This is a genomic window from Pseudomonas sp. Pse1 (genome assembly GCF_024519635.1).
Lineage (GTDB): Bacteria > Pseudomonadota > Gammaproteobacteria > Pseudomonadales > Pseudomonadaceae > Aquipseudomonas.
Map to the genome: position 1 here is coordinate 336,859 of NZ_JALJRO010000004.1, position 23,318 is coordinate 360,176.

Genomic DNA, 23,318 nt, shown 5'->3' on the forward strand with positions numbered 1-23,318 from the left:
GAAAGTAGTCGGGCCTTTTGCATTCAGGTGACTTTGCCAGGCTCCCGTTTGTGATTCGGGATTGCAGGTTTGTTTTTCGCCCAGTTGTCGCTCAGGTTGATGTAGTCCACCAGTTCGCGCAGACGCCCGTGATCGCGGGCTTTGAAGCTGAATACCAGTCGCGTCAGGTGGCTGAATTGAGCTTCATCTTGCTCCTCGCCACGGTATTCATGCTGGTGGAATTGATCACTCAGGCACAGGTCGGCGAAGGCGGTTTGCATGTGCTCCAGCGCCTGTTCGTTGAGCGGGTGGTTCATGCGGATTACGAACTGGTTTTTCAGCCAGCGGCTTGAGTGAAAGTTGCTGTAGAACTGATTGATCTGCACCACCGCCTCTTCAGCGCTGTATACCAGGCGCACCAGCTTCAGGTCGTTGGGCAGGATGTAGTGGTTGGCCTCCAGTTGATTGCGAATGAAGTCCAGCGCCCCTTCCCAGAACGTGCCCCCGGGAGTATCCAGCAGTACTACCGGAACCAGGGGGCTTTTGCCGGTCTGAATCAGTGTCAGGACTTCCAGGGCTTCATCCAGTGTGCCGAACCCGCCGGGGCACAGCACCAGGGCGTCGGCCTCCTTGACGAAAAACAGTTTGCGGGTAAAGAAGAAGTGGAAGGGCAGCAAGTTACCGGTACCGCCCACTGTCGGATTGGCGTGCTGTTCGAAAGGCAGGGTGATGTTGAACCCCAGGCTATGCTCACGGCCAGCGCCTTCATGGGCGGCGGCCATGATCCCGCCCCCTGCGCCGGTGATCACCATTAGCCCCGATTGCGCGAGTTTTTCCCCCAGGTCTCGGGCCTGAGCGTACAGCGGGTGTTCGACTGGTGTACGTGCCGAGCCGAATACCGTGACTTTACGGCGTCCCTTGAACTGTTCGAGGACGCGGAACGCGTGCTCCAATTCGCGTAGGGCTTGCAGGGTAATTTTGGCGTTCCAGCGATTATGGTCGTCCTGGGCCATACGCAGGACCGTCAGCATCATGTCGCGGTAAATTGGGATGTTCGGGCTGTTTGGGGAAACCAGGTTGAGTTGCTCTTCGATCTTGCTGCCGAGATCGACGCCGTTGCTTTGAAAATGACGTATCAGCGAGTCATTCGGTTGGTAGGGCATTCAACTTCTCCTTCTACACAGAACCCTCGGTTCGTGAGCCAGACGCTGGATGGCAGTTCCTTTTCTGCCGCGGACGTTGAACATCAATACATTGAATCTAGACGTTCGCCGGCCGTTGCGCTGGCTTGATCATGGCCCTCCCGTGATTGTGCTGGCAAGCGCTGATCAATGACTTTCCACCGCCCGTCTGAAGGCACGCTGCCCCCTGTAGTCTCTGATTAACTGAAGGACAGACACAACACATCAGTCATGCGTCCAGGGCAGGCGCATGGCACCAGGAGCGGTAGGGAGTCATCGGCAGCTACGGGTGATTCACGGGCACGGAGGCGGGATCAATGACTCTGGTGATTCTGGAGATCGATGCGCAGTTGTACCAAACGCTGAAGGCGGCAGCCGAGGATCATCAAGTGAGCCTCGAAGAGGAATGTCGGCGGCGGCTGGAGGGTAAAGAGCAGCGCTCGCCCTATTTGCAGGCGCTGGTCGCTGAGCTGCGCGCGGCTGAAGAGCAGCGACGCGCGGGCTCGTAGTGGTTACTTCTTCTTTTGCGCAGGTGTCGCCGGGCAATCCGATTCCTGGAATTTGGCCGAAGCGACCGGGCGATTGGTTTTGTTCTCGGTGAACTCGTAGCGCATGATCGCGCCCTTGGCCATCAGCTTCCGGTAGTTCGGGTTGCGGCAGACGCTGGCGCCCAATTGCAGGTATACCGCCTTGGGGTTGGTGCGCATCTGATCGGCATAGTCTTTCTGCACGCTCAAATGGTCGATCAATTCCTTGCCTTCGACGGTATAGCCCATGTCGAGAATATCGTTGCTGACTTCGCGAGGCAGGCCGACGTTACTTTCCTGGGCAACCTTCTGCAGCATCTTGTTCAGGTCGTAGTCTTGCTTGGACGCGGCCTGGGCACTGAAGGGTAGCGCCAGTAGCAGGGCGGCGGTGGGAACGATAAGGCGCAGCATGGAACTCTCCTGATTCAGTGACTGGTGCTTCGACCCGTCACAGGGCTGAGCGTTCAGTGGCGGCAAATTATAGGGGGCAGGGCGCGGGCGGTACAGGCTTGTGCAGAGTGCTCTGGTAAACTGGCGCGACTTTATTGCCCAGCCGAGCGCCTTTCGTGTCGATTCAATTCATCTGCCGTCGAAACTTGTCATGAGCCACGCCGTTTCCCGATTGCGCGCCCTGCGTCTGGCGCGGGCCGTCAGACCTTTTGTGGCGCGGGGCTCGCGGGCCGAACGTTGCACCCGTTGCCGTGTGATTCCAAGCCATTGCATGTGTGCCTGGCGGCCGACAGTCGCTGCCAAGTCAGCCATGTGCCTGGTGATGCACGACGTCGAGCCGATGAAGCCGAGCAACACCGGCTGGCTGATTGCCGATGTGATCGACCAGACCAGTGCATTTGCCTGGTCGCGTACTGAAGTCGAGCCGGAGCTGCTTGCACTGATCGCCGATCCGCAATGGCAGCCCTACATCGTGTTTCCCGGCGAATTTGTCGCTCCCGAGCGGGTGGTTTCGCAGGTCACGCTGGAAGAGGGAAAGCGTCCTTTGTTCATTCTGCTGGATGCCACCTGGAGTGAAGCGCGCAAAATGTTTCGCAAGAGTCCTTATCTCGAGCACTTACCGGTGCTGAGCCTGGCGCCTGAGCAACTGTCGCGATACAAACTGCGTCGCTCCAAGCGCGATGATCACTTCTGTACTGCCGAGGTCGCGGCGCTATGCCTTGAGTTGGCTGACGATCAAGTGGCCAGTGAAGTGCTGGACGCCTACCTTGACGTCTTCAGCACCCATTACCTGTCGGCCAAGTTCCAGCAGCCAATCGACCCGGACGACGCCCCCCACAGCCGGTTGAAGCCTTACCTTTAAACTTCAAGCCGTGACCAGCTGCGGTTTTTTCGGCCAGAGCTGCGCCGCCAGCATGCCGGCGAGCATCAGCGCACAGCCGATGTAGCCCCGCGTGCTCAGTTGCTCACCCAGCAACCAGGCGCCGGCGATGGCGGCAAATACCGCCTCCATCGAAAAAATGATGGCCGCGTGAGAGGCAATCGCGTCCTTTTGGGCGATGACTTGCAGCGTGTAGCCGATACCGACGGCAATCAGCCCGCCGTACAGAATGGCCGGGCCGGCGGCGATAATTGCGCTGATATCGAAAGGCTCCAGCCACAGGGCCAGGATCAGGCTGACTAACGAGCAGGTGGCGAACTGCAGGAATGCCAGGCGGATCGGATCGTGCCGGCTGGCGAATACGCCCACCAGTACCACATGTCCCCCCCAGACAAACGCGCCAATCAGTTGCAACCAGTCGCCGGAGGCGACCTGAAATTGATCCCCGACGCTGAGGAGAAACATACCGATGACCGCCAGGATTGCTCCGAGCCAAGTGCCGAGTCCGGTCTTGTGGCCGATCAGCAGTCCCAGTAGCGGCACTACAATGACGTAGAGTCCGGTAATGAACCCGGCATTGGTGACGGTGGTGAAGAGCAGGCCAACCTGTTGCAGGTTGATCCCAAGGGCGAGGGCCAGTCCCATCAGACTGCCACCGAGCAGCAGGCCGCGAGTCAGGAAGGCCTCAGGGCGCGCGGCGTCACCGCGGCCACGCCACAGCACCAGCGGCAGCAGGCACAATGAGCCGATCGCGAAACGCAGGCCGGAATAAAGGAAGGGACCGATATGGTCCATGCCGGAAGTTTGAGCGACGAATCCTGATCCCCAAATCATGGCGGTGATCAACATCAGGACATCGGCGCGCAGGGCTTTGCTCTGCATGATGGCACTCTCAATAGTTAGCCAGCTAAGATGCCGTAAAGGATGCGGCTTGACCACCCCGGATTCGCTGGGCATTCTTGGCGCCGATTAGGGTGCGGCCGAAGATTGAAACGCCGGTTTTCTGGGCTCTTGGCGTTGAACGTACCCTGTTGGTAGTGCTTGCTGGTGCTACCTTGAGTGTTTTGGTGAGGCCTGAATGCATTAGGTCTGCCATAAAAACAGGATCATTTGAAAAATGGCCACATACGACATCCTGATTGCCGATGACCATCCCCTTTTCCGCAGTGCGCTGCGTCAGGCCGTGACCCTGGGGCTGGGCCCCGACGTGCGCCTGGTGGAAGTGGCAAGCATTGCGGAACTGGAAACCCGATTGACGGAAAAAGCCGATTGGGATCTGGTCCTGCTGGATCTGAATATGCCCGGCGCATACGGGTTTTCCGGGCTGGTCCTGCTGCGCGGTCAGTATCCGCAGATTCCGGTGGTGATGGTCTCGGCGCAGGAGGAAGCCTCGATCATGGTCAAATCCCGCGAGTTCGGGGCCAGTGGTTTCATTCCCAAATCCAGTTCTCTGGAAGTCATTCAGCAGGCAGTGCGTACCGTGCTTGACGGTGAAGTGTTCTGGCCGCCGCAGGCGTTCGAAGCGGTCTCGGTCTCACCAGAGGCCAAGGCTGCCAGTGAAGGGTTGGCGAGTCTGACACCTCAGCAATTCCGTGTGCTGACCATGGTCTGTGAAGGGTTGCTGAATAAGCAGATCGCCTACGAGCTGAGTGTTTCCGAGGCCACCATCAAAGCTCATGTGACGGCAATCTTTCGCAAGTTGGGGGTTCGCACTCGAACCCAGGCCGCATTGCTCCTGCAACAACTTGAGTCAATTTCACCGCAGTAACGGGTATTGCATTCACGCTTTTTTGACTCTTGTTGATCTAGCTTTCCTACTCCTTTTTGTTCAGTTGCTTACTCTATGTCACCTTTCAAAGGTCAAACCGGTTTCAAACGCATCCTCAACGCTTCCGGCTATTCCTTGGACGGCCTGCGTGCTGCCTTCACCGGCGAGGCGGCTTTTCGTCAATTGGTCTTGCTCAACGTCATCCTGATTCCGCTGACGTTCATCCTCAATGTCAGTCGGGTCGAGCAGGCGGTGTTGATTGCCGTCTGCCTGCTGGCGTTGATTGTGGAGTTGCTCAACTCTGCGGTGGAGGCGGCCATTGACCGAATTTCCCTGGACCTGCATCCCTTGTCGAAAAACGCCAAGGACATGGGCAGCGCCGCTCAGTTCGTGGCATTGAGCATGATTGCGCTGGTGTGGGCGGTCATTCTGATCTGATCGTTCAGGCAATGGTCGGCAGGACGATCTCGTCGCTGCGCTGCACCCCGGCGGTGAAAGCGCGGCACAGTTCGAGGAACTCGCGCATGGCCGAAGTCTGGTACTTCTGTTTGTGCCAAATGAAGTAGAACTGTCGCGCCAGGTCCAGATCTGGCGTTTCGACAGCTACCAGGCTGCCTCTGCGGAATGCATCGCGCAGGGCCAGTCGGGAAATGCAGCCAATCCCCAAGCCTGACTCCACGGCGCGCTTGATGGCTTCGGTATGTTCGAGCTCCAGTCGGATATTCAGGGCGCTACGGTGATGGCGCATGGCCTGATCAAAGGTCAGGCGCGTACCCGAGCCCTGTTCGCGAAGAATCCAGGCTTCGTGAGCCAGTTCCTCCATGCTCGCATGGCCGCGTGCCGCCAGCGGATGCTGGGGGGCGCAGAACACCACCAGTTCATCCTCGACCCAACTCTGCACTTCGATATCCGGGTGGTTACAATCGCCCTCAATTAGACCCAGATCAATTTCATAGTGCGCGACCTGATGCACAATATTGGCTGTGTTCTGTACGTGCAGCTTCACCTGACTCTCTGGATGGCGCTGCATGAAGCTGCCGATCAACAGGGTCGCCAGGTAATTACCGATGGTCAGCGTCGCACCGACCGCCAGTGAGCCAAATCCGGACTTGCCGTTGAGCAGGTCTTCGATTTCCTTGGCCTGGTCCAGCAGGGCTACAGCTTGAGGCAGCAGTTGTTTACCCAGGGCATTGAGGCTCAGACGCTTGCCCGCCCGATCGAACAATTGGCAGCTCGATTGGCGCTCGAGTTCGGTGATGGAGGTGCTGGCGGCCGACTGCGAGAGATTGAGCAGGCCGGCAGCCCGCGACACGCTCTCTTGTTGGGCGACGGCGACGAAGACTTGCAGTTGACGTAAAGTAAATCGCATATCGATATAACCGATAACCCTTATCTTAATAATTCAGTTAACAGATATTGTGGCTGCCATTAGAATGCGATGCAATTGCGCACGGCCGCTCATTTTTCGCAGAGCATGTGCAGATAAATCTCCAGGAGTTCCCCGTACATGAGCAACATGAACCACGAGCGTGTCCTCAGTGTCCATCACTGGAATGACACTCTGTTCAGCTTCAAGTGCACCCGTGACCCGGGCCTGCGCTTCGAGAACGGCCAGTTCGTGATGATCGGCCTGCAACAGCCCAACGGCCGCCCGCTTATGCGCGCTTACTCGATTGCCAGCCCGAACTGGGAAGAGCATCTGGAGTTCTTCAGCATCAAGGTGCCCGACGGTCCGCTGACTTCCCAGTTGCAGCACCTGAAGGAAGGTGACGAGATCATCATCAGCAAGAAGCCTACGGGCACGCTGGTGCTGGACGACCTCAAGCCCGGCAAACATCTGTACCTGCTCAGCACCGGTACTGGCCTGGCGCCATTTATGAGCGTGATCCAGGATCCGGAAACCTACGAGCGTTTCGAAAAAGTGATCCTGTGCCACGGCGTACGCTACGTCAACGAAGTCGCCTACCGCGAATTCATCACCGAGCACCTGCCGCAGAACGAGTTCTTCGGCGAGGCCCTGCGTGACAAGCTGATCTACTACCCAACCGTTACCCGCGAGCCGTTCGAGAACGAAGGCCGCCTGACCGACCTGATGCGCAGCGGCAAACTGTTCAGCGACATCGGCCTGCCGCCGATCAACCCGCAGGACGACCGCGCCATGCTGTGCGGCAGCCCGAGCATGCTCGATGAGACCAGCGAAGTGCTGAATAGCTTCGGTCTGAAGGTTTCGCCGCGTATGCGTGAGCCAGGCGATTACCTGATCGAGCGGGCATTCGTCGAGAAGTAATCGACTGATGATGGTAGGACCTGTGGGAGCCAATTGGCTCCCACAGTCGTTTCAGGGGTCAGGCTTTTGCCGGAATGACTTCCAGCACCCGGATCAGTTCTGGCGAGGGATAGTGCCAGCGTACGTCCAGATCCCAGAATTGCGCACCATATTCCCTTTCCGCTGTAGGCGTCTGGTACGCCGGACGTGGGTCTTGTGCCAAGCATTGCTCGATCAGGGCCGCCAGAGGCTCGTCGAGGCGCTGTGCGTGACTATGAGCCTGCTCCAGCGCGCTGTCCGTCCACTGCACGGCGATCAACTGCGGCGCGGCGCTGGCGATGTGGTTGGCGGCCTCGGGGATTACGTCGGCATAGGGCACATAGGGCTTGATGTCGATGATCGGGGTGCCGTCCAGCAGATCGATGCCGGAAATCCACAGGCGATTGGCTTCGACTTTGTCCAGCTTGACCACTGACTGGCCGATGCCATTCGGGCGGTGGGTGGCGCGGGTAGCAAACACGCCCATGGACTTGTTGCCCCCTAGGCGCGGCGGGCGGACCTTGAGCCGTGGTTTGTCTTCCAGCGCCTGGTGAAACAGGAACAGCAGCCAGACATGACTGACCTGTTCCAGGCCCTGCACCGCGTCACCCTGGTCAAAGGGGGCGACCAACTCCAGAATGCCCCGCGCGGCCGGGGCCAGTTGGGGCTGGCGTGGGATGGCGAACTTCTCCTTGAAGCAGGAGCGCACGAAGCCGATGGGGGAAACGCTGTAGGTCATGATGGGGTCGAAAGGCCAGATTGGGTGGGCATGATAACCCGTGTGAGTCAGTCAAGCCGCCATCGCGAGCAGGCTCGCTCCCACATTGGCTCTCCTGCGCAGCGCAGGCCCCTTTGGGAGCCAGCCTGCTCGCGATGAGCGCGTCCCGATCTAGAGACTGAACCCACCATCCAGCGGGATGATGTTCCCGGTCATGTAGGCCCCGGCGGTGCTCGCCAAGCTGATCGCCAGGGCGGCCATTTCTTCTTCGCGGCCCCAGCGTTTCATCGGGATCAGCGCCGTGTCCTCGGCCAGGGCATGCTCGTCGTTGCCGATATGCTGGGTCATTTTGCTCGGAAAACGCCCCGGAGCAATCACATTGACGTTGATGTGCTGGCTGACCAGTTCGCGGGCGAGGATCCGCGACAGTTGGTGCAGGGCCGCCTTGCTCGGACCGTAGGCGTAGGCCTGTTCGCCGAACGATGAAATCCCGGCGACTGAACCGATGTTGATAATGCGCGCCGGGTTGGCAGCCGAGCCGGCTTTGCGCAGCAGCGGCAGGAATTGCTGGATACAGGTGAAGACCGCCGTCACATTCAACTGCATGACCTTTTCCCATCCCTTGACTGGATAGCTCTCCAGCGGCGCCCCCCAGGTGGTGCCCGCGTTGTTGACCAGAATGTCCAGGTGGCTCAGTTGTTTGTCCAGGCGCTCGACCAGTTGGGCCACGCCTTCTTCGCTGGCGAGGTTGGCGGCCACGGCATGGCAGCGGCCCAGGGTGCTTAACTCGTCGGCGGTCTGTTGGCAGGCCTCGGCATCGCGGGCGCAGACGTATACGGTCGCGCCGGCTTCGACGAAGGCTTTGGCGATCATTTTGCCTATACCGCGGGTGCCGCCGGTGATCAGGGCGGTGCGGCCTTGCAGTGAGAAATAGGGATGCATGGCGAATCCTGGGGGCTGAGGGTCATTACACCCTAGCCGTCAGTCGCCCGATGCGGAGCCACTATTTTTTTGCGTAATGGCTGGCCATAAGGCCAGGCCCCAAGCGGCATGTGCAGCCCGGGGACGGCGAGGGGATTACTGTGGGCGGACGCGCAGGGTCAAGCCTTTAAGGAAGTTACGCAGCAACTGGTCGCCGCACGGGCGGTAGTTGGTGTGGCCGAACTTGCGGAACAGCGCGCTCAGTTCTGGCTTGGAGACTGGGAAGTCGGCCGCCTTGAGGATCGCGTGCATGTCGTCTTCCTTCAGTTCGAAAGCAACCCGCAGCTTCTTCAGAATGATGTTGTTGGTCACCGGCGTTTCGATTGGCTGCGGCGGACGGCTTTCGTCCTTGCCGCGCTTGAAGATCACCAGACCGTCGAGAAAGTGCGCCATGACCTCGTCGGGGCAGAACACAAAGCCTTCTTCCTCGTCCTTCTTGAGGTAGGTCACGAGGTCGTCTTTAGTGACATCCATGCCGCCGAGCTTGATGATCTCGACGACCTTGTTGTCGCTGATATCGAGCATGTAGCGCACGCTGCGCAGTACGTCGTTGTGAATCATGTGTGCAGTCCTGATCATTCAGCGGTGGGCGTTGCCGGTGCCGGCTACGCCGAAATGGGTGGCGGCCTCAGAATTTCTCTTTGGCGGACAGGTAACGCCATTGTCCTGCCGGAACCTTGCCAATGGAAACTCCGCCGATACGGATGCGGCGGATGGCAACGACCTTGAGGCCGACTGCCTGGCAGAGCAGGGCGATGATCCCGGGTTGCGGGTTCTTCATCGCGAAGCGCAGGCGGTTTTCGTTCTGCCAGCTGGCCTTGACCGCCGGCAGTTCCTTGCCTTTGTAGCTCAGGCCGTGGTTCAGGCGGTTGAGGCCGTGGGCGACCATTTCGCCTTCGACTTCGACCACGTACTCCTGTTCGATCTTGCTGGCGTCAGCCGTCAGTTTGCGCAGGACTTTCCAGTCCTGAGTGAACACCAGCAGACCGCTGGCGTTGGCCTGCAGGTCGGCACTGGCGCTCAGGCGCAGGAAGTGACCCTTGAGCGGGCGTTTGCTGAAGCGGTGTTCTTCGCTCAGGGTGTCGGGGCTCAGCAATTGCTGGGCATTCTCGACATCGATGCCGGCTGGCGCGTGCAGCAGCAGGGTCACGGGCTCCGGCACCGTGGCCTTGGCCTCGGGGTCGAGCGCGACTTTCTGCTCGCCGACCTTGAACTGCGGCTCATCAATCACTTCACCGTCGACGGTCACCCAGCCGCCTTCAATGAACAGCTCAGCCTCCCGACGGGAGCAGCCGACAAGCTCGATGAGGCGTTTGGAAAGACGAATCGGGTCAGTCATGACAGGGCCGTAACAAAAAGGGGGGAGACATTGTACCTGCCCCGCGCCGGTTAATCGCGGGGCGATTTGTCTTGTGTGGCTTTTAGCCGCGCCCGACCTGTTGGTGGGGCTGTTTCAAACGCATGTGCAGCAAAGGATAAGGCTGGCCCATACCATCGACTTCCGAGCGTCCGATGACTTCGAAGCCCTGCTTGAAATAGAAGCCCAGGGCCTGAGGATTTTGCTCATTGACGTCCAGCTCATCGGCATTCAAATGTTGCATGGCGTAGTGCAGCAACTGTTTACCCAAGCCCTCGCCGCGATGCTGCGGGGCGATGAACAGCATCTCGATCTTGCCCGCCGCCACGCCAGCGAACCCGGTGATGCGATGTTGCCGGTCGCGAGTGCAGATCAGCATCACGGCGTCCAGGTAGCGCGTCAGCACCAGGTTTTTCAGCAGTTCGATGTAGCTGTCTGGCAAAAAGTTGTGAGTAGCGCGCACCGACGCTTCCCAGACCTGGGTCAGTTCTTCGTAGTCACTGTGTTTCGGTGTATGGATGACCGAATGATGGCGCATGCCCACCTGTTCCTTTTGCTGTCCGTGAGATCAAATCCATTGGCTGTAGAAAACGATAGCTGTAAAAAAGCCCCGCATCATTTTGAAATGACCGGGGCTTTTCGGCTTCAGCGCAATTCGCGAGCAGCGGAGCGCCGCCCGGCCTGCTCCCGCAGGGGCTTGTGCTGGTTAGATCTGTTCGGCCCAGAGGTCGTACTCATCGGCGTCGGTGACCTTGCACCAGACTTTGTCGCCTGGCTTGAGGTTGCTGCCGTTATCGATGAACACGTTGCCGTCGATTTCCGGGGCATCGAAGAAGCAGCGGCCTACAGCGCCTTGCTCGTCGACTTCGTCCACCAGTACTTCGATTTCACGGCCGATGCGCATTTGCAGGCGCGCCGAGCTGATTGCCTGCTGGTGAGCCATGAAGCGCTCCCAACGCTCCTGCTTGACGTCGTCCGGGACGATGTCCAGGTTCAGGTCATTGGCCGGTGCGCCTTCGACGGGCGAGTACTGGAAGCAGCCGACGCGGTCGAGCTGGGCTTCGGTCAGCCAGTCCAGCAGGTACTGGAAGTCTTCTTCGGTTTCGCCGGGGAAGCCGACGATGAACGTCGAGCGAATGATCAGGTCCGGGCAGATTTCGCGCCAGTTCTTGATCCGCGCCAGGGTCTTGTCTTCGAACGCGGGGCGTTTCATCGACTTCAGCACTTTCGGGCTGGCGTGCTGGAACGGGATGTCCAGGTACGGCAGGATCTTGCCGGCGGCCATCAGCGGGATCAGTTCGTCAACGTGCGGGTACGGGTAGACGTAGTGCAGACGGACCCAGACGCCGAGGGTGCTCAGCGCTTCACAGAGTTCGGTCATGCGGGTTTTCACCGGCGCGCCGTTCCAGAAGCCGGTGCGGTATTTCACGTCGACGCCGTAGGCGCTGGTGTCCTGGGAGATCACCAGCAGCTCTTTGACGCCGGATTTGACCAGGCGCTGGGCTTCATCGAGCACGTCACCGACCGGACGGCTCACCAGCTTGCCGCGCATCGATGGGATGATGCAGAAGCTGCAGCTGTGGTTGCAGCCTTCGGAAATCTTCAGGTAGGCGTAGTGGCGCGGGGTCAGCTTGATGCCTTGCGGCGGCACCAGGTCGATCAGCGGATTGTGGTCCTGGCGTGGCGGCACGACTTCGTGCACGGCGTTGACCACTTGCTCGTACTGCTGCGGACCGGTGACGGCCAGCACGCTTGGGTGCACGTCACGGATGTTGCCTTCCTCGACGCCCATGCAGCCGGTCACGATGACCTTGCCGTTTTCCTTGATCGCTTCACCGATCACTTCCAGCGATTCGGCCTTGGCCGAGTCGATGAAGCCGCAGGTGTTGACCACCACGACATCCGCGTCCTGATAGGTGGACACGACGTCATAGCCTTCCATACGCAGTTGGGTGAGGATGCGCTCGGAGTCGACCAAGGCTTTTGGGCAACCCAGAGAGACGAAGCCAACCTTGGGGTTGGCCGACGCAGGAGTGGTGGACATGTCTAACCTCGGTGTTTGGTGACGCCTCCAGCCGCAGGTGGGCAAGGCGACAGACGGACGCTTGGCGCGCCTCTGATCAAAAAGTGCGCAATTCTAGCGATGGTCGACGCACTTGACCAGCTTTATGCAGGGAAATACGACGAGTGCTGCGCTATGCTTCGCGCCGTTAGGCCTCAGTGATTTTTTTGAGTCAATGAAACGTCTGTAACAACAAGTAAAACAGCGCATGCTGCACGTCAAAGTATAGGGCTTCTCGCGAAGCGGTCCGGTCTGGGTAGTAGGGGTGGTGGATGGGTCAGGCAAGTAGTCAGGCAACGGGCGCCGAGCATTCGGCCGTCAAGCCGATCGGCATGCTGGTGGCGGCGGTGGGTGTGGTCTATGGCGATATCGGCACGAGCCCGCTGTACACCCTCAAGGAAGTGTTTTCCGGCGGTTATGGCGTACCGGTCACCCACGACGGTGTGCTGGGGATTCTGGCGCTGATCTTCTGGTCACTGATCTGGGTGGTGTCGATCAAGTACATGATGTTTGTCCTGCGCGCCGATAACCAGGGCGAAGGCGGAATCATGGCCCTGACTGCGCTGGCTCGCAGTGCGGCGGCCGGGCATCCGCGGCTGCGCACGCTGCTGGTGGTTTGTGGCTTGATCGGTGCCGCGCTGTTTTATGGCGACAGCATGATCACCCCGGCGATTTCCGTACTTTCGGCGATCGAGGGGCTGGGCCTGGCCTTTGATGGCATCGACCATTGGGTGGTGCCGCTGTCGCTGGTGGTGCTGGTGGCGCTGTTTCTGATTCAGAGCCATGGCACCGCGCGAATCGGCATCCTGTTCGGTCCGATCATGGTGACCTGGTTTGTTGTCCTGGGTGCGCTGGGGGTCTACGGCATCCTCCAGTACCCTGAAGTGTTACATGCGATAAACCCGATGTGGGCCGTGCGCTTTTTCATCGTGCACCCGGGCATGGGGGTAGCGATTCTCGGCGCGGTGGTGCTGGCGTTGACCGGAGCCGAAGCGCTGTACGCCGACATGGGCCACTTCGGCCGCAAACCAATCGCTCGCGCCTGGTTCATCCTGGTGCTGCCGGCGCTGGTGCTGAATTATTTTGGCCAGGGCGCATTGCTATTGGGCGACCCGCAGGCGGCGCGCAACCCGTTCTACCTGTTGGCGCCGGAATGGGCCTTGCTGCCGCTGGTCGGCCTGTCGACCCTGGCAACAGTGATTGCCTCCCAGGCGGTCATCTCCGGAGCATTCTCCCTGACCCGCCAGGCGATCCAGTTGGGCTACATCCCGCGCATGCACATTCAGCACACCTCCAGCGCTGAACAGGGACAGATCTACATCGGCGCGGTGAACTGGTCGCTGATGGTCGGCGTGATCCTGCTGGTGCTCGGTTTCGAGTCGTCCGGTGCCCTGGCTTCGGCCTATGGCGTGGCGGTGACCGGCACCATGCTGATGACCACCATCCTGGTGTCGGCGGTGATGCTGCTGCTGTGGAAGTGGCCACCGATTCTTGCGGTCCCGGTACTGGTTGGCTTCCTGTTGGTGGATGGTCTGTACTTCGCTGCTAACGTGCCGAAAATCTTCCAGGGCGGGGCCTTCCCGGTGATCGCTGGCCTGGCCCTGTTTGTGCTGATGACCACCTGGAAGCGTGGTAAGCAGTTGCTGATCGAGCGTATCGACGAGGGGGGGCTGCCGCTGCCGATTTTCATCAGTAGTATCGCCGTCCAGCCCCCTCACCGGGTGCAAGGCACCGCGGTGTTTCTCAGCGCGCGCCCGGACGCAGTGCCCCATGCGCTGTTGCACAACCTGCTGCATAACCAGGTGTTGCACGAGCAGGTGGTGCTGTTGACTGTGGTGTATGAAGACATCCCGCGAGTACCGCCAAGCCGACGTTTCGAGGTTGATTCCTACGGCGAAGGGTTCTTCCGGGTGATCCTGCATTTCGGCTTCACCGATGAGCCTGACGTGCCGCAAGCCCTGAAACTGTGCCACCTCGCCGAACTGGACTTCAGTCCGATGCGCACCACTTACTTCCTGAGTCGCGAGACAGTGATCGCTTCGAAGCTCGAAGGTATGGCGCGTTGGCGTGAGGCGCTGTTCGCGTTCATGTTGAAGAATGCCAATGGCAATTTGCGATTTTTCAATCTGCCGCTGAATCGGGTGATTGAGTTGGGGACGCAGGTGGAGATGTAGGGCAGGTTTCCTATGGGAGCGGCCGGGCTTCCACTCCCATAGGGCACGCCAAGGTCACGCCTCGATCATTCAGACGGTGTGCTCGGTTCCCAGGCGGCAAAGTGCCCACGAACGAGAATCGGAGTGTGCCTACAAGGTCGTAGGGCGTCATCCGATATTGCATTGCAACGCTGGCAAAATTGAATCTTGATATGCCCAGGCGCTTAACCATAAAAAAGCCCCCGTTACTCACCGGTAACGAGGGCTTTTCCGTACAGGCAATTCAACTCACTCTTCAGCCACCTTCGCCGCAGCCTGGCGCTTGACGATGATGTCCACCAGCCGCTGGGCCAGGGCCGGATAGTTTTCGTCGAAGTGGTGGCCGCCTGGCAGCTTCATGGCTTCGCCGACGGCTGTCTTGTCGGTGCAGCCGCTTTCATCGGCCTCTTCTTCGCCGTAGATGCACACCACTTTGGCGGCAGGCAGCTTGGCCATTTCCGGGCCAGTGGCGGCTTCCTTGCCGGCGTTGCCGAGCCAGCCTTCGACTTCGATCTCAAAACTGCCGGTGCGGGCGAAGGCCAGCAGGATAATTGCGTCGACGCGTTGCTGCTCCGACTCCGCCAGGCGGTTGTAGATGGCTGGCAGGACATCGGCACCGAACGAGTAGCCGGTCAGGATGAAGCGCTTGGTGCCCCATTTCTGCCGGTAGTGCTGCATCAATTCAGCCAGATCGATGGCGCTCTGCTCGGGGCTTTTGTGTTGCCAGTAGTAGCGCAGGGTGTCGATGCCCACCACAGGGTAGCCAATCTTGGCCATCTCGCCGGCGACGTCGCGGTCCAGGTCGCGCCAGCCGCCGTCACCGGAGAGGAACAGGGTGACAGTATCCTTGGCTTGGCCGGCGGGCACTTCGACCACTGGAATGTTCAGCCCGCCATTGCCCTTGTCGGCTCCGACAAGGATCTTGCGCAGTTCGTTATTCAAGACCTGCGGCAGGTTGATGTCATAGTCGCTGATGCTGGTTTCGGCATTGGTCTGGTCGCGTACGAAGCCGGCGCTGGTGTCGTCCGGATTGTCGTTCCAGGCCACCAGCCAGTGGCCGTGGGCGGCGTTTTTAGGCAGCAGGTGGGTACAGCCGGGTTTTTCCAGGGCGAGGTCGACCGAGACTGCCTGGGATTTGTCGTCTTTCTGTTCGGCCAGCCAGCGCCAGGCCAGTACCGCGCCCGGACCAATGCCGCTGACCAGGGTCGCCGGGCCTTGCAACTGCCGGAGTGCTGATTGCAGGGCACGGCCTTGCAGCATGCAGTCCTTGGGCAGAATCACCTGGACGATCTGCGCCGAGCCGGCACGGCTGAGGGTCAGCAGTTGGGTGTCGCTGAGTTTCTGTTCTTCGTTGACCGCCACCACCACTTGGGCGCGTGCCTTGGTGCCCGGAACGACGCGGGTCATGGGCGCGCCGTCGGTGGGGGTCAGCAGTTCCAGGGTGGGCTGCGGCGCCGGACGGTTCCAGTACCAATAGCCACCACCGAGGATCACAGCCAGTGCCACCAGAGTGGCCAATACATACCGCCAGGTGCGTTGAATCATCAGCGTTTCACCAATCCAGTCAAGCCGCCTGCGATCAAGGCGGCGGTGTCGGCCAGTGCCACCAGCGGATCCAGTCCGGCGGGCACGGCCATATAACGGGGTTCCCAGTCAGGCTGGAATTTATCCTTGAAGCGACGCAGCCCCTGGAAGTTGTAGAGCTGCTCACCCCGGCGAAACACCATCGAGCCGAGGCGCTGGGTCAACGGGGCGCCGCGACGGGGTTGCAAACCCGACAGTGGCACCATGCCCAGACTGAAACGTGCGTAACCATGGTTCTTATAATGCTGAATCAGGCCGACCATCATGAATTCCATGGTCAACTTGGGGGCGTCCGGGTGCGCGCGCATCAGGTCGAGGCTGGCCAGGTCATGGCTGTAGGTCTCGAGCAGGTTGGCGAAGGCCACTGGGCGTCCTTCGAAACGAATGATCGCGATGCGGAAATGCTTCAGGTAGTCATCGCTGAAGCGACCGAGGGAGAAGCCTTTCTCGCGAACGTTCTTCCCTGTGAGCCAGGCATCGGAAATGACTTTCAGCTCATCCATCGGCGCCTGGCCGGGCTCATGGATCTCCAGCGACAGGCCATCGCGGGTGCCACGGTTCCAGGTGTAGCGCAGGTCTTTCATCTCCTTGCCCTTGGCTTCGAGGTCGAAGCGCACCAGGTCGACGCGGGCTTCTTCGCCGAGCTTGATGGCGGTCAGGCCGATGTCCATGTAGTAGGGCAGGTTCTCGGCACGCACCTGATAAAACACCGGTCGTGCATGGTGCAGATCGCAGAGGTCGCGGAACTGCCAGATCATTTCCGCGCGATGCTGCGGCTGGCCGATCGGGTCGTACAGGGCGACGAGGCTGCGTCCACGACGCGCATACATCAGAAAGGCGTCATCGTTGGGATGAAACAACAGCGCCTTGTCACCGGTCAGGGCCAGGCCGCCGTCGGGTTGCGCCGAAGCCATGAGAATCTTTCGGGCTTTTTCCAGGTCGGTCGCATCCGGCAGATCAATGGCGGGACGTGCCGTGCGCAGCAGCCAGGTCAGTGACACCACCACCAGCAGTACCGCGGCCCCGAGCAGCGAGCGCAAGCCTCGTGGTGCGTCGGAATCCAGGGTGAACTGCCACCACAGCTGATGGCTGTAGGGCACATCCTGATAGGCGAACAGCAGCAGCCAAATCGAGGCGGCGAGGACGCAGACACTGGCGACCAGGTACAGCGGCGAAAACGGCAGCTCGGTCAAACGGCTCGGGCGGTAGAACGAGCTACGGAAGATTGCCAACAGGCTGGCGGTGAGGATCAGCAGGCTGGCTTCTTCCCAATCGAAACCCTTGAGCAGTGAAAGTAGGGCGCCGGTCAGTAGCAGTACAGTCGTCAGGATCCAGGCCGCCGACAGGCGTCGCCGCAGACCCTGGGCCAGCAATAGGCACAGCACCCCAATCAAGCTGGCGCCGAAGTGCGAGGCGTCGATCAGTCGATGTGGGATCAGAAAGCCGATGTGCTCCAGGCGAGTGTCGATCTCCGGTGTCGCGCCAGAGAACAGCAATACCACGCCAGACAGAAACACCAGCACGGCCAATACCGGAGCCGCTAGGCCGGAAGCGGTCCGCAGCGATTCCCGAGTGTTGAACAGACGCTGGGCTTCATTGATCAGCAGCAGTATGCAGGCCACCAGCATCGGCAGGATCACATAGATCAGGCGATACAGCAGCAGCGCAGCGGCCAGCGGCGCTGCGCCGAGTTTGTCAGCGAAGGCTGCGAGCAAAATCGCTTCGAAGACCCCGACACCGCCTGGCACATGACTGAGCACGCCCGCCGCCAGGGCCAACAGATAGACCAGCAGGAACGCACCGAACGGCGGCGCCTCGGGCAGTAGTAGATAGAGCACGGTGGCCGCGGCCGCGACATCCAGAGCGGTGATGATCAGTTGCAGGAATGTCAGCCGACGTCCTGGCAGGCGCAGGGTGCGGCGACCGACACGCACCAGCAGGTTGTCCGCATACGGTTGCTCGGGCAGGCGCCGACGATAGACGCCGATAGCCAGTGCCGCGCAGAGCAGGAGCACGGCAATTGCAATGCCTCCCAGTAGCGCTTCAGATAAATGCAGGGCGGCTGATGCAGCGGGCAGGTTGCTCAAAGTCGCCAGTGCTGCCAGCGGGGGCAGGGCGCACCCCAGCGAAAGGCTGGCAAACAGTGTCATGTGGGCAACTTCCGAAGCCCCCAGTCCGTGTCGTGCATATAGACGGTAGCGTACCGATCCACCGGATAGCAGGGACAGGCCTATGGCATTGCCGATGGCAAAGGCGGTGAACCCGCCGAGCATCAGGCTGCGCGGTGGCAGGTTGGCGTTGGCATAGCGCGAGGCCGACCACTCATAGCCGAGCAGGATGATGAAGCCGACGATGGTCGCAACCAACGCTCCCAGCAATGCCGGTTGCGGCACTTCGAGGATCGAGTCGTGGAGGGCGTACAGGTCCAGCTCGCTCAAGAGATGGCGACAAGCGATCAGAGCGATGGCGAACAGCAGCAGGGTGACGGCCAGGCCAATGGGCTGGCGGTATTTGCTGAGCAGATCCAGCCAGTGCAGGCGAGTGGCTGTGATCGGTTGGTTCGCTGTAGCGGTGTCTTGTGAATCAGACGAGTTGGCGCGCATCAATCACCTCTTGGATTGTGCGCGACAGGATGGGGGTATCCAGCCAAGTTACCAATCCCTGTAGAAAAAAATAGTTACAAGTACGGACGCTTATCATTGAGCGTTGTGCGTCATGGCGCAATCAAGTCTTGAGGGAGCATAGCCTGATCTGAAGAATCGGGGAGGGTGGCGAAGCTACGCAGCACCATGCCAGGCCTTTGTTACGAAAGGATTTTTCTACGGATACAAAAAAGGCCACTCTTTCGAGTAGCCTTTTTTGATGTTTGGTTGCGGGAGCCGGATTTGAACCGACGACCTTCGGGTTATGAGCCCGACGAGCTACCAGACTGCTCCATCCCGCGTCTGTGAGGCGGCATTCTACAGAGGATCGCGAGGGTGTCAACCGTTAATCGAACATTAGTTCAAATTAACCTGCATTCCTCATCGCGACCCTCACCGTTGAGCTAAGTCGCGGATGTTTAACGAGATTTCATTTGGTTGTAAAAAATACGCGCGCACAAAAAAGGCCACTCTTTCGAGTAGCCTTTTTGATGTTTGGTTGCGGGAGCCGGATTTGAACCGACGACCTTCGGGTTATGAGCCCGACGAGCTACCAGACTGCTCCATCCCGCGTCTGTGTGTCGGCATTCTACAGAGGAAAGCGTGAGTGTCAACTGCTTATTGCGAAAAATCTGTTCCTGTTCAATCAGTTAGCACTCTATCGTGGATCACCATCAGGGCTGCAGGGCTTGCCACGTAAGGCTTTCAGCTCTATCGAAGGTGAAATCCCGATTAATAAAATAAATTTCAAGACAGGTCATTCAGGCGCTTTGTAGAAACCTGAAAAGCACTGGTGCTATATACAGGTGTGAGTGAGATACTGACAGTCCGACGGTTGAAAGTCCTTTTTCCTTCATCGAACACCGCCTTATATGACGCAACGCAAAATCATCCACGTCGACTGTGACTGTTTTTATGCCGCCATCGAGATGCGTGACGATCCGACGCTCGCCAGCAAACCACTGGCGGTGGGCGGGTCGGCGGACCGGCGTGGGGTGATTGCAACCTGCAACTATGAGGCGAGAGCTTATGGCGTGCGGTCGGCTATGTCATCGCGTCACGCGCTTAAGCTGTGCCCGGACCTGGTAATCGTCAAGCCGCGGATGGACGCTTATCGTGAAGCGTCAAAGGAAATCCAGGGGATCTTTCGCGACTACACCGATCTCATCGAGCCGTTGTCGCTGGATGAGGCTTACCTTGATGTGTCAGAAAGCAGTCATTTCAACGGCAGCGCCACGCGTATTGCCCAGGATATCCGACGCCGGGTCTCCAATCAGTTGCACATCACCGTCTCGGCGGGCGTGGCGCCTAACAAATTCCTGGCGAAGATCGCCAGTGACTGGAAGAAACCCAATGGTTTGTACGTGATCACGCCGGATCAGGTCGAAGATTTCGTCTCGCATTTGCCCGTCAGCAAGCTACACGGTGTGGGCAAGGTCACGGCGGACAAACTGTCACGGCTGGGAATTGCCGATTGTTTGCAACTGCGCGACTGGAGCAAGTTGGCGTTGGTGCGCGAATTCGGCAGCTTCGGCGAGCGTTTATGGGGCCTGGCCCGTGGGATAGATGAGCGGCAGGTACAAAACGACAGCCGACGTCAATCAATCAGTGTGGAGAATACCTACGATGTCGATCTGCCCGATTTGGTCAGTTGCCTCGATAAGCTGCCCGAGCTACTGGAGACTCTGAACGGTCGCATGGCGCGTATCGACAGCAGTTATCGTCCGGGGAAACCCTTCGTCAAAGTGAAATTCCATGACTTTACCCAGACCACACTTGAGCAGGCCGGGGCGGGTCGGGATCTGGGCAGCTATCAACTGTTGCTGACGCAGGCGTTCAATCGGGGCGGCAAGCCAGTGCGATTGCTGGGGATTGGGGTGCGCTTGCAGGATTTGCGCGGCGGGTTTGAACAGTTGGATCTGTTCAGCCGTTAGTCGGGCGGCAAGGCCTCGCGCCCGCAGGCACGAGGTTTCAGAGACTCAATTGACGCCAGGGTCCGCCACCAGGCGTCCGGCATCCCTGGTCAGCGACTTGAGGAATTCACTCTGCAACTCGGGATCGTTGCGGGTCAATTCGATCAGGCTCTGTTCCAGTTCGCTGGCTTCTTCCTCCAGGCCCAGCTCCGACAGGCGCTTGACCCGATGCACCCATTGGCTCACTTCGTCATCTTCGAGGTCGTCGTAGATCAGTTCGTGGGCTTCCAGCAACTTGCCGCGCAGGCCGCTGCTGATGGCCAGGGACGAGTCAACGTGAACGTCGTCCTGGGCGTCGGCAACGCTGATCTGCAATTTGCTGAGGCGGCTCAGGTCATGCTCGGAAAACGGGCTGTCGAGCAGGTTCAGGCGTAACACACCATTACGATCTGTGGTCAGCTCGAAGGTCTGCTTACCGGTCTTGACTTCGACCGGACGCTCGCTCCAGGGCAGGCTCGAGTATTCCGTGCGCTTGTCACGCTCGACTTCATCGATGCCCGCCAGGTTCTGTTGCGCGCGACCATGGGACTGCACGTTCATGAACGGGTTGAGCCCGGCAAAGCCGTAGCTGATCCAGTCCTTGGTGACGCTGTCCGGCAGGTTGCCGAGGGCAAATACGTTGACCACATTGGCACCGACCCCGGCCACGACGGCAACCGCGCCCAGCGGGATCTCGTAGACCTCCCGCCAGGGTTGGTACGGCGTGTAGCGATCGTAGCGGCGGGTGACTTCGAACTCGGTGACCTCAAAGGTCTTCTGTTCGTGAATCCGTACCCGGCGTTGCGGCAGCTCAAGCACCTTAGGCTCACCGACATCGATCTGCAGGCTGTGATCGAGCAGTTTGCGCTCGATGCGCTCCTCGTGTTCGCTGCGTTGTGACATGTGGTTGGCACAGCCGCTGAGCAACAGGGTGCCGCACAGGGCGGCACCACCGAGGTTTAAGGTGTTTCGCTTGAACATGACGTCTCTATCTGGTTTCAGCGGCGGATACGAGCCTGCAGGAACGACAGTACCTCAGCGACCGGCAGCGCTTGCGGCTCGGCCTCGGTACGGCTCTTGTACTCCAGGTTGCCATCGGCAAGGCCGCGGTCGCTGACCACGATCCGGTGCGGAATGCCAATCAGCTCCATGTCCGCGAACTTGATGCCCGGGCTGGTTTTCTTGTCGCGGTCATCCAGCAACACTTCGAAGCCGGCGGCAGTCAGTTCTGCGTACAGCTTGTCGGTGGCTTCGCGTACCAGTTCGGTTTCGTAGCGCAATGGCACCAGGGCAATCTGGAAAGGTGCGAGGGTGTCGCTCCAGATGATCCCTTTCTCGTCGTTGTTCTGCTCGATGGCAGCAGCCACTACGCGGGACACGCCGATGCCGTAGCAACCCATTTCCAGGGTCACTGGCTTGCCGTTCTCGCCCAGTACTTCGCACTTCATCGCCTTGCTGTACTTGTTGCCCAGCTGGAAGATGTGCCCGACTTCGATGCCGCGCTTGATTTCCAGGGTGCCCTTGCCGTCCGGGCTTGGATCGCCGGCGACGACATTTCGCAGGTCGGCCACGGTTGGAACCGGCAGGTCGCGTTCCCAGTTGACGCCAAAGTAGTGCTTGTCGTCGATGTTGGCGCCGATACCAAAGTCGCTCATCAGCTCGACCGAGCGGTCGATGATGATCGGCAGTGGCAGGTTCAGCGGGCCGAGGGAGCCGGCGCCGGCACCGATGGCGTCACGCAGTTCGGCATCCGAGGCCATGACCAGCGGGCTGGCAACGCCAGGCTGCTGGGCGGCCTTGATTTCGTTGAGTTCGTGGTCGCCACGAATGATCAGGGCAATCAACTTGCCTGGCTCTTCGGCGTGGACGATCAGGGTCTTGATGGTCTTTTCAATCGGCAGATTGAATTTTTCCACCAGCGCGGCAATGGTCTTGGTGTCTGGGGTATCGACCAGGCGCAGCTCTTCGGCCGGCGCAGGGCGCGACGTTTCCCGTGGTACGGCTTCGGCTTTCTCGATGTTCGCTGCGTAGTCGGAGCCGTTGCTGAAGACGATGTCGTCTTCACCAGACTCGGCCAGGACGTGGAACTCGTGGGAGCCAGCGCCGCCAATGGAGCCGTTGTCCGCTTCCACTGGGCGGTATTTCAGGCCCAGGCGCGAGAACACGTTGCAATAGGCTTCATGCATGCGGTCGTAAGTGACCTGAAGCGATGCCTGATCGGCGTGGAAGGAGTAGGCGTCCTTCATGATGAATTCGCGGCCACGCATCAAGCCGAAACGTGGGCGGATTTCGTCACGGAATTTGGTCTGGATCTGATACAGGTTGATCGGCAGCTGTTTGTAGCTGCTCAACTCGTTGCGCATCAGGTCGGTGATCACTTCTTCGTGAGTCGGGCCCGCGCAGAAGTCGCGACCATGGCGGTCTTTGAAACGCAGCAGTTCAGGGCCGTATTCTTCCCAGCGTCCGGATTCCTGCCACAGCTCAGCCGGTTGAGTGCTCGGCATCAACACTTCAAGCGAGCCGGCGGCGTTCATTTCTTCGCGAACGACGGCTTCCACCTTGCGCATCACTCGCAAGCCCATGGGCAGCCAGGTGTACAGGCCCGAGGCGAGTTTGCGGATCATGCCGGCACGCAGCATCAGCTGATGGCTGACGACAACCGCGTCGGAAGGCGTTTCTTTCTGTGTGGCGAGCAAAAATTGACTGGTGCGCATGGTAGGCCGTTGTCGGTTGCTGATGA

At 59.6% G+C, this 23,318-nt stretch carries 21 protein-coding genes and 2 tRNA genes; 7 read left to right on the top strand and 16 right to left on the bottom strand.

Annotated elements, in window-relative coordinates; all coding sequences use genetic code 11:
- Positions 1–23: 23 nt before the first annotated feature.
- Positions 24–1,142: an LOG family protein gene (locus NR126_RS08975; protein WP_256830041.1), complete on the bottom strand. Its 1,119-nt coding sequence runs from the start codon at positions 1,140–1,142 to the stop codon at positions 24–26.
- A gap of 335 nt (positions 1,143–1,477) precedes the next feature.
- On the opposite strand from NR126_RS08975, the gene NR126_RS08980 reads away from it, so the two are divergent.
- Complete coding sequence (locus tag NR126_RS08980) at positions 1,478–1,669, top strand: hypothetical protein (protein ID WP_027619013.1); 192 nt, start codon at positions 1,478–1,480, stop codon at positions 1,667–1,669.
- A gap of 3 nt (positions 1,670–1,672) precedes the next feature.
- On the opposite strand, the gene NR126_RS08985 is transcribed toward NR126_RS08980, so the two are convergent.
- Positions 1,673–2,098, bottom strand: a complete 426-nt coding sequence (locus NR126_RS08985; RefSeq protein ID WP_027619012.1) for a PA3611 family quorum-sensing-regulated virulence factor — start codon at positions 2,096–2,098, stop codon at positions 1,673–1,675.
- A 190-nt stretch (positions 2,099–2,288) separates the two neighbouring features.
- Between NR126_RS08985 and NR126_RS08990 the strand changes: the two genes are divergently transcribed.
- Positions 2,289–2,999, top strand: coding sequence for a tRNA-uridine aminocarboxypropyltransferase (locus NR126_RS08990; protein WP_256830044.1), 711 nt, complete (start codon positions 2,289–2,291; stop codon positions 2,997–2,999).
- 3 nt (positions 3,000–3,002) lie between these two features.
- On the opposite strand, the gene NR126_RS08995 is transcribed toward NR126_RS08990, so the two are convergent.
- Positions 3,003–3,899 (bottom strand): DMT family transporter, encoded by an 897-nt coding sequence (locus NR126_RS08995; RefSeq protein WP_027619010.1) that lies wholly within the window; start codon positions 3,897–3,899, stop codon positions 3,003–3,005.
- A gap of 235 nt (positions 3,900–4,134) precedes the next feature.
- Here NR126_RS08995 and erdR point away from each other — a divergent pair, with 235 nt between their 5' ends.
- Both erdR and NR126_RS09005 read left to right on the top strand, forming a co-directional pair.
- Entirely contained in the window at positions 4,135–4,785 is a 651-nt protein-coding gene (gene erdR / locus NR126_RS09000) for a response regulator transcription factor ErdR (protein WP_027619009.1), read from the top strand.
- Between the two features lie 75 nt (positions 4,786–4,860).
- Complete coding sequence (locus tag NR126_RS09005; protein ID WP_027619008.1) at positions 4,861–5,223, top strand: diacylglycerol kinase; 363 nt, start codon at positions 4,861–4,863, stop codon at positions 5,221–5,223.
- Between the two features lie 4 nt (positions 5,224–5,227).
- Here the strand turns inward: NR126_RS09005 and NR126_RS09010 are convergent, their stop codons facing one another.
- On the bottom strand, positions 5,228–6,154 hold the full coding sequence (locus NR126_RS09010) for a LysR family transcriptional regulator (protein WP_027619007.1): 927 nt from the start codon (positions 6,152–6,154) through the stop codon (positions 5,228–5,230).
- Positions 6,155–6,292: 138 nt separating this feature from the next.
- Between NR126_RS09010 and fpr the strand changes: the two genes are divergently transcribed.
- Positions 6,293–7,072: a ferredoxin-NADP reductase gene (fpr, locus tag NR126_RS09015; protein ID WP_003443014.1), complete on the top strand. Its 780-nt coding sequence runs from the start codon at positions 6,293–6,295 to the stop codon at positions 7,070–7,072.
- Between the two features lie 58 nt (positions 7,073–7,130).
- On the opposite strand, the gene tsaA is transcribed toward fpr, so the two are convergent.
- The 6 genes from tsaA to rimO all read right to left on the bottom strand — a co-directional run bounded on the left by tsaA (position 7,131) and on the right by rimO (position 12,190).
- Positions 7,131–7,829, bottom strand: a complete 699-nt coding sequence (gene tsaA / locus NR126_RS09020; protein WP_256830047.1) for a tRNA (N6-threonylcarbamoyladenosine(37)-N6)-methyltransferase TrmO — start codon at positions 7,827–7,829, stop codon at positions 7,131–7,133.
- A gap of 150 nt (positions 7,830–7,979) precedes the next feature.
- On the bottom strand, positions 7,980–8,750 hold the full coding sequence (locus NR126_RS09025) for an SDR family oxidoreductase (protein WP_027619005.1): 771 nt from the start codon (positions 8,748–8,750) through the stop codon (positions 7,980–7,982).
- Between the two features lie 135 nt (positions 8,751–8,885).
- Positions 8,886–9,350 carry a DUF1456 family protein gene (locus NR126_RS09030; protein WP_027619004.1) on the bottom strand — a complete coding sequence of 155 codons (465 nt, stop codon included), beginning with the start codon at positions 9,348–9,350 and terminating at the stop codon, positions 8,886–8,888.
- 67 nt (positions 9,351–9,417) lie between these two features.
- Positions 9,418–10,128 (bottom strand): rRNA pseudouridine synthase, encoded by a 711-nt coding sequence (locus NR126_RS09035; protein ID WP_105755418.1) that lies wholly within the window; start codon positions 10,126–10,128, stop codon positions 9,418–9,420.
- Between the two features lie 82 nt (positions 10,129–10,210).
- Positions 10,211–10,684, bottom strand: coding sequence for a GNAT family N-acetyltransferase (locus NR126_RS09040; RefSeq protein ID WP_027619002.1), 474 nt, complete (start codon positions 10,682–10,684; stop codon positions 10,211–10,213).
- Positions 10,685–10,852: 168 nt separating this feature from the next.
- Positions 10,853–12,190 (bottom strand): 30S ribosomal protein S12 methylthiotransferase RimO, encoded by a 1,338-nt coding sequence (gene rimO, locus NR126_RS09045; protein ID WP_027619001.1) that lies wholly within the window; start codon positions 12,188–12,190, stop codon positions 10,853–10,855.
- A 290-nt stretch (positions 12,191–12,480) separates the two neighbouring features.
- Here rimO and NR126_RS09050 point away from each other — a divergent pair, with 290 nt between their 5' ends.
- Positions 12,481–14,382 carry a potassium transporter Kup gene (locus tag NR126_RS09050; RefSeq protein ID WP_256830049.1) on the top strand — a complete coding sequence of 634 codons (1,902 nt, stop codon included), beginning with the start codon at positions 12,481–12,483 and terminating at the stop codon, positions 14,380–14,382.
- Between the two features lie 267 nt (positions 14,383–14,649).
- On the opposite strand, the gene NR126_RS09055 is transcribed toward NR126_RS09050, so the two are convergent.
- The 4 genes from NR126_RS09055 to NR126_RS09070 form a co-directional block, all read right to left on the bottom strand.
- Positions 14,650–15,945, bottom strand: a complete 1,296-nt coding sequence (locus NR126_RS09055) for a virulence factor family protein (RefSeq protein ID WP_256830050.1) — start codon at positions 15,943–15,945, stop codon at positions 14,650–14,652.
- Positions 15,945–18,587: a bifunctional lysylphosphatidylglycerol flippase/synthetase MprF gene (mprF, locus tag NR126_RS09060; protein ID WP_256830051.1), complete on the bottom strand. Its 2,643-nt coding sequence runs from the start codon at positions 18,585–18,587 to the stop codon at positions 15,945–15,947. The genes NR126_RS09055 and mprF overlap by 1 nt, the downstream gene beginning before the upstream one ends.
- Positions 18,588–18,851: 264 nt before the next feature.
- A tRNA-Met gene (locus NR126_RS09065) sits at positions 18,852–18,928 on the bottom strand.
- 194 nt (positions 18,929–19,122) lie between these two features.
- Positions 19,123–19,199: transfer RNA gene (locus tag NR126_RS09070), tRNA-Met, on the bottom strand.
- 299 nt (positions 19,200–19,498) lie between these two features.
- Between NR126_RS09070 and dinB the strand changes: the two genes are divergently transcribed.
- Positions 19,499–20,560 carry a DNA polymerase IV gene (gene dinB / locus NR126_RS09075; protein WP_027618997.1) on the top strand — a complete coding sequence of 354 codons (1,062 nt, stop codon included), beginning with the start codon at positions 19,499–19,501 and terminating at the stop codon, positions 20,558–20,560.
- Between the two features lie 45 nt (positions 20,561–20,605).
- Here the strand turns inward: dinB and NR126_RS09080 are convergent, their stop codons facing one another.
- Entirely contained in the window at positions 20,606–21,559 is a 954-nt protein-coding gene (locus tag NR126_RS09080; protein WP_027618996.1) for a hypothetical protein, read from the bottom strand.
- Between the two features lie 17 nt (positions 21,560–21,576).
- Positions 21,577–23,292, bottom strand: a complete 1,716-nt coding sequence (locus NR126_RS09085) for a proline--tRNA ligase (RefSeq protein ID WP_027618995.1) — start codon at positions 23,290–23,292, stop codon at positions 21,577–21,579.
- Positions 23,293–23,318: the final 26 nt, after the last annotated feature.

Bases quoted from the DNA above. Each gene is read 5' to 3' on its own strand.
- dinB (WP_027618997.1), top strand. From the start codon at position 19,499: ATGACGCAACGCAAAATCATCCACGTCGACTGTGACTGTTTTTATGCC.
- NR126_RS09040 (WP_027619002.1), bottom strand. From the start codon at position 10,684: ATGCGCCATCATTCGGTCATCCATACACCGAAACACAGTGACTACGAA.
- NR126_RS08990 (WP_256830044.1), top strand. From the start codon at position 2,289: ATGAGCCACGCCGTTTCCCGATTGCGCGCCCTGCGTCTGGCGCGGGCC.
- rimO (WP_027619001.1), bottom strand. From the start codon at position 12,190: ATGTCCACCACTCCTGCGTCGGCCAACCCCAAGGTTGGCTTCGTCTCT.
- NR126_RS09080 (WP_027618996.1), bottom strand. From the start codon at position 21,559: ATGTTCAAGCGAAACACCTTAAACCTCGGTGGTGCCGCCCTGTGCGGC.
- NR126_RS08975 (WP_256830041.1), bottom strand. From the start codon at position 1,142: ATGCCCTACCAACCGAATGACTCGCTGATACGTCATTTTCAAAGCAAC.
- erdR (WP_027619009.1), top strand. From the start codon at position 4,135: ATGGCCACATACGACATCCTGATTGCCGATGACCATCCCCTTTTCCGC.
- NR126_RS09005 (WP_027619008.1), top strand. From the start codon at position 4,861: ATGTCACCTTTCAAAGGTCAAACCGGTTTCAAACGCATCCTCAACGCT.
- fpr (WP_003443014.1), top strand. From the start codon at position 6,293: ATGAGCAACATGAACCACGAGCGTGTCCTCAGTGTCCATCACTGGAAT.
- NR126_RS08980 (WP_027619013.1), top strand. From the start codon at position 1,478: ATGACTCTGGTGATTCTGGAGATCGATGCGCAGTTGTACCAAACGCTG.
- NR126_RS08995 (WP_027619010.1), bottom strand. From the start codon at position 3,899: ATGCAGAGCAAAGCCCTGCGCGCCGATGTCCTGATGTTGATCACCGCC.
- tsaA (WP_256830047.1), bottom strand. From the start codon at position 7,829: ATGACCTACAGCGTTTCCCCCATCGGCTTCGTGCGCTCCTGCTTCAAG.
- NR126_RS09085 (WP_027618995.1), bottom strand. From the start codon at position 23,292: ATGCGCACCAGTCAATTTTTGCTCGCCACACAGAAAGAAACGCCTTCC.
- NR126_RS09050 (WP_256830049.1), top strand. From the start codon at position 12,481: ATGGGTCAGGCAAGTAGTCAGGCAACGGGCGCCGAGCATTCGGCCGTC.
- NR126_RS09035 (WP_105755418.1), bottom strand. From the start codon at position 10,128: ATGACTGACCCGATTCGTCTTTCCAAACGCCTCATCGAGCTTGTCGGC.
- NR126_RS09055 (WP_256830050.1), bottom strand. From the start codon at position 15,945: ATGATTCAACGCACCTGGCGGTATGTATTGGCCACTCTGGTGGCACTG.
- NR126_RS09025 (WP_027619005.1), bottom strand. From the start codon at position 8,750: ATGCATCCCTATTTCTCACTGCAAGGCCGCACCGCCCTGATCACCGGC.
- NR126_RS09030 (WP_027619004.1), bottom strand. From the start codon at position 9,350: ATGATTCACAACGACGTACTGCGCAGCGTGCGCTACATGCTCGATATC.
- NR126_RS09010 (WP_027619007.1), bottom strand. From the start codon at position 6,154: ATGCGATTTACTTTACGTCAACTGCAAGTCTTCGTCGCCGTCGCCCAA.
- NR126_RS08985 (WP_027619012.1), bottom strand. From the start codon at position 2,098: ATGCTGCGCCTTATCGTTCCCACCGCCGCCCTGCTACTGGCGCTACCC.
- mprF (WP_256830051.1), bottom strand. From the start codon at position 18,587: ATGCGCGCCAACTCGTCTGATTCACAAGACACCGCTACAGCGAACCAA.